Below are 223 nucleotides of genomic sequence, written 5' to 3'. Positions count from 1 at the left end.
CGACTTCATAATCCCAAAGAAATTCTCTATTACTGCGTTGTCGTAACAGTTTCCTTTTCGAGACATACTCTGTACGATACCCCTTGATTCAAGTGTACGGACGTATTGTCTCATTTGATAATGCCATCCTTGATCCGAATGCATTAGTAGCTGGTGGTTTTCAGGTAAACGTTCTAATGCTTTCTCTAACATCTCTGAAACAAGTGAATACGTCGGTCTAGAA

The 223-nt window shown here is 39.9% G+C and carries 1 protein-coding gene; it reads right to left on the bottom strand.

Going from position 1 to position 223, the window contains the following annotated elements; genetic code table 11:
- Nucleotides 1-223 (bottom strand): DDE-type integrase/transposase/recombinase (locus tag MR058_RS23120; RefSeq protein WP_242145950.1); only part of this gene is annotated, 223 nt, incomplete at both ends.

It is taken from the genome of Bacillus cereus group sp. BfR-BA-01430 (assembly GCF_022663115.1).
Taxonomy (GTDB): domain Bacteria; phylum Bacillota; class Bacilli; order Bacillales; family Bacillaceae_G; genus Bacillus_A; species Bacillus_A cereus_BD.
The sequence above is the reverse complement of the archived record's forward strand: the minus strand, read 5'-3'. Positions and strand labels throughout refer to the sequence as shown.